Annotated in this window: 6 protein-coding genes; all 6 read left to right on the top strand. The window is 51.8% G+C overall.

Translation table 11 applies throughout. The features are described from left to right. A partial coding sequence (locus tag Q0526_RS11100; RefSeq protein WP_298733555.1) for a SpaA isopeptide-forming pilin-related protein occupies positions 1-910 on the top strand: 910 nt, incomplete at its 5' end. Between the two features lies 1 nt (position 911). Continuing rightward, on the top strand, positions 912-1,154 hold the full coding sequence (locus Q0526_RS11095; RefSeq protein ID WP_298733552.1) for a hypothetical protein: 243 nt from the start codon (positions 912-914) through the stop codon (positions 1,152-1,154). Then, positions 1,138-1,383 (top strand): hypothetical protein, encoded by a 246-nt coding sequence (locus tag Q0526_RS11090; protein WP_298733550.1) that lies wholly within the window; start codon positions 1,138-1,140, stop codon positions 1,381-1,383. The genes Q0526_RS11095 and Q0526_RS11090 overlap by 17 nt, the downstream gene beginning before the upstream one ends. A 65-nt stretch (positions 1,384-1,448) precedes the next feature. Further along, the gene (locus Q0526_RS11085) at positions 1,449-3,647 is read left to right on the top strand and encodes a VirD4-like conjugal transfer protein, CD1115 family (RefSeq protein WP_298733548.1); all 2,199 of its coding nucleotides are present in this window, start codon (positions 1,449-1,451) and stop codon (positions 3,645-3,647) included. Between the two features lie 15 nt (positions 3,648-3,662). Then, positions 3,663-3,869, top strand: a complete 207-nt coding sequence (locus Q0526_RS11080) for a hypothetical protein (protein ID WP_215694489.1) — start codon at positions 3,663-3,665, stop codon at positions 3,867-3,869. A 41-nt stretch (positions 3,870-3,910) separates the two neighbouring features. Then, positions 3,911-4,528 (top strand): VirB6/TrbL-like conjugal transfer protein, CD1112 family (locus Q0526_RS11075; protein WP_298733544.1); only part of this gene is annotated, 618 nt, incomplete at its 3' end.

Genomic DNA, 4,528 nt, shown 5'->3' with positions numbered 1-4,528 from the left:
GCGCACTACGGTGAACATCTCCAAACAGGATGTCACCAACGGTAAAGAGTTACCCGGTGCAAAGCTGGAAATCCGCGATGCAGACGGCAAGCTGATTGAGGACTGGACCTCTGCCAAGACACCGCATACCGTGCGCGGTCTGGAGCTGGACAAGGAGTACACCCTTATTGAAAAGCGTGCTCCTGAAACCTATGCGGAAGCCGAAAACATTGTGTTTAAGCTCGTACAGGTTGGAAACGAGCAGGAAAACGAAGTCTATGTAAAGACCGGCGACACTTGGGAAAAGCTGGACGACACCACCGTAGTCATGCAGGACGCACCTGTATTGGATATTGACAAGGTGGACGCAGGCGGCACCTTGCTGCCCGACGCAACGCTGACCATCCGTGATGAAGATAAAAACGTCATCGACACATGGGTAACCGACTCCAATACGCATCATGTTCCGATTTCGGAAGATGGTATCCACCTTTCTGACGGGAAAACCGAGCATATCTACACCCTGACGGAAGATGCCGCGCCTGCCGGTTATGAGGTGGCAAGTTCTGTTCAGTTCAAAGTCGAGCTGGTAGACGAGACGGTCTGTTTGTATCTGCGCACAGATGAAAAGGCGGACTGGGAACGAGCCGATAAGCGTCTTATCACGATGGTCGATAAGGCTACCCCGCACCATGAGGATACGCCAGAACCTCCCCCTGCACCTACTCCGGCTCCCACACCTGCCCCATCGCCGGTGCAGACCCCCGCACCGACTTCCACCCCTGCGCCGCAGCTGACGATTCCCCAGACCGGAGACACGTTCCCGGTGGCCTTGCTGGTCGTTGTTGTGTTCGGTTCTATTGCTGCAATCGGTGTGCTGACCTACAAACGCCGCAAATCTGAAGCTGATACCGAGGAGGACGACCAGTGATATGATTTATACCTGCATCGCAGACGGAATCCGCAGTCCGCCTGCGTTTTTTCTTAAAAATAAATATAAGGAACCGATGAAAATGCAAAATGAAAACACAAAACGCGTATGGCTGTATGCGCGAATTCCCGGCAATGATGTTGAAACACTTCGCTGCATCCGTGAGTGTGCAGCGAAAGCACAGCAGGACAACTGCAAAATTGTCGGCACCAGCGCTGACGAAAGATATGGTTGGCTACCGTGAAATGATGCGGCTGGTCAAGGCCGGGGAAATTGACTGCATTTATATTTACCGTATGCGCCAGATCAGCGGCAAGGAACAACACCTATACCGCTTTTTCCAACAGGTCATGCAGCATGGCGTCAAGGTCGTAACGCTGGAATACAGTCTGCGCGACAGACTGCATGGGTACAGGTTGGAAATGAAAATTGAAAACTATGCAGCGCGGCATAAACTGTCCTTTCCATGGTGAGTTGCGAAAAATGTCGCAGACTAAGCCTGAAAAGTGCGGAAAAATGTCGCAAGAAGGGATGAACTATGATTGAAGAAACCGCAGTTCGCGTGGAAATCAGCGCTGTGCGGTTTGCCAGCCAGAGCATTTTTGATATACTCCGGCTGACCGTGCAGGCAATGAGCAGCCAAAATTATGGGCAGCAAAGTCTGAACACGCTCAACCGGCAGGAACGCCCGCTGGCATCGGTGGACGTGAATGAAAAAACGCTGCCCTACATCCGCAGGCAGCTAAAGCAATATTCCGTAGATTTCTCTGTCACAAAAGACCGAGACACCGGTCAGATGTATTTGTGGTTTAAGGGGCAGGATGTGGATCGTATTCAGACTGCGTTGGAAAACTGCATTGCAGAGCGCGGCAAAGAACGCCCAATTCCGGAACTGAGAGATGAACCAGTCCCGCCCTGTGCCGCCGCCGGAACATGGAGAACGCCTATGAACCAACCGAAAGGAAACCTGAAAATTTGGATACCCATTGCAGCGGTTTTATGCTTCTGGCTGGGTGACTGGATGGGTTACACATACGAACTCACCGAGGGAACTACTACGCACCGGCTGGCGGCTGCACTGAACCTGAACAGCCTACTGCTGCACCCGTTCAGGCTCTCGGCTGACGCCTTTTCGCTTGGCTGCGGTATTGCCGCAGCGCTCATGGCAGGGCTTATTTACCTTTGTGTGAAGTACAGCAGGCATCGCCTGATGCCCCAGAAAGAGTACGGCAGCGCCCGCTGGGGCGGCCCGGAAGATATTGCCCCTTTTCTGAATGAAAACCCGCAGAACAACCTGCCGCTCACGGCATCGGAAAGCCTGAGTCTTTCTCCGAAAATGAAAGTCACGGCAAACGATAACTATAACCGCAATAAGAACGTGATCGTGTTCGGCCCATCTGGTTCCGGTAAGAGTTACAGCGTTGCCGGCCCGCAGCTATTGCAGTTTAACAGTAACTATGTGCTCAGTGATCCGAAGGGAGAGTTGCTTCAGGAATATGGCAATGTCCTACTCTCTCAAGGATACAAAGTGAAAGTGTTCAACTTGAAAGACCGAGATAAATCCGACCATTATAACCTTTTCGCCTACATAAAAAATGAGGATGATATTCTGGTCGTCACCAAGAACCTTGTCAAAAACCTGAAAGAAGATCCCACTGCCAAGAGCACCGCCGACCCGATATGGGAGGAAGGCATGACGGCGCTGCTGGAAGCACTGATCGGTTATGTGTTCTACGAATTGGAGCCGGAAGAGCGGAACATGAACAGCGTTATGACGCTGCTCCTTATGCTGGAATCGCAGGGGGATGGTCCTAACAGCGTAAGCCAGCTGGACCTGCTGTTTGATGACCTGAGCATCAACAAGCCGAACTCCTTTGCTGCAAAGCAGTATAAGCTCTATAAGATGGCTCCCGGCAAGACCGCACAGAGCATCAATGTGTCGCTGGGGCTGCGTATGAGCGCGTTCAACATTCCGTCCATTGCCAATATCTGCGCGGACGATACGATTGACCTGCGGGAACTGGGCAGCGAGAAAAAAGTGGCGCTCTTTGTTGTTACGCCCGACACAACAACCGCCTACAATTTTTTGGCGGCAGTTATGTTCCAGCAGTGCTTTCAAATTCTGGTGGATATTGCAGACCATCGCCCGGATAAGTGCCTGCCACGGCATCTGCGGTTCCTCTTGGATGAATTTCCGAACATCGGTATGATACCGGATTTTCAAATCCTTATCAGTACGATTCGCAGCCGTGACATTGCCTGCACCCTGATTTACCAGTCATTGAACCAGCTGAAAAGCCAGTACAAAGATGACTGGGCGACCATCTATGAAAACTGCGATTCTATGATCGTTCTTGGCGCAGGCGGTAACCCGGAGAATCTGGAGTTCTTCTCCAAGGCCTTGGGCAAGGCAACCATTGAAGTCATGAACACATCGGAGAACAAAGGCAGTCAAGGCTCGTATACGAAGTCCTATCAGGCTCTTGGACGTGAGTTGATGACCCCAGAAGAAATCCGAACCATGCCCCGGAACTGGTGCCTGCTGATGATTTCCGGTGTGGCACCCTTTTATTCGCGCAAATACAATCTGAAAGATCATCCCAATTACCATTTGGTAGAAGCGGAAGGCGGTAAGCCTTTCGATTATGACAAGCGCGCAGAGCAGTCTTTTGCGGACTTTATCAGCAATGTAAAGGACGTAAAGACTGTAAAGCTCTGTGCCGAAAATAACAACTGAACGGAGAAATGAACAATGGAAATGGTATCTACGATTACGACTCTCATCTCGAATGTTGTCACCTTTGCCGGTGGCCTCCTGCTGCTGTTTGGTGCGGTAACGCTGGGCACCAACCTGAAAGACCATAACGGCCCCGGTATCAGCAGCGGTGCATGGGCAATGGCAGGCGGTGTGCTGATTATTGCGGTCGCCACCTACTTCGGCACGCTGACAGTCGGGTAAAGGAGGGCTGCGCTATTTTTGAAGATACAATACGCAGCCAGTTGGAGGGCATTTCTGCCACGGTCAACTCTATGGGGCAAAATTCCGGTTTGCTCAGCAGCCTGACTGACTGGAACAGCACCTTGGCGGGCTATGCTGACAGCATAAGCACCGGCGTAGTTATGCCGGTGGCGCTGACCCTGCTGGCGCTTTTTATGATTCTGGAGTTGTACAATGCCACCCAGCGTATTGCCATGAACGGCAGCAACAATGCTTTTACGATCCAGCAAATCGCACTGGTTATGCTGAAAATTGTTGTTTGCCGGTGGGCGGTGGTGCATACAACGGAAATTCTGAATGCACTCTTTGAAGTTGCGTCCACCGTGACGGTTGGCATATCCGGTTATGTTGGCAGTGGCGAAGTCAATACGTCCGTTGACATTGAAAATGCCATCGCCGCGCTGCCGGGCGGCATTGGCAACATGCCGGTGGCGTTGGAGTTGATGGTTGTTGGCTGGATGCTGCGCATTGTGAACATCGTGGTCAACACTATTGTGGCTGCGCGGTTTATAGAGTTGTATGTCTACAATGCGATGGCATCGCTGTCCATAGCCACACTCTGCTATCAGGAGCTGCACGGTATTGCGGTGAACTTCCTCAAATCCTACCTCGCGGTTGCC

This window comes from uncultured Subdoligranulum sp., from assembly GCF_937890665.1.
This window is presented reverse-complemented; position numbering and strand designations above follow the sequence as displayed.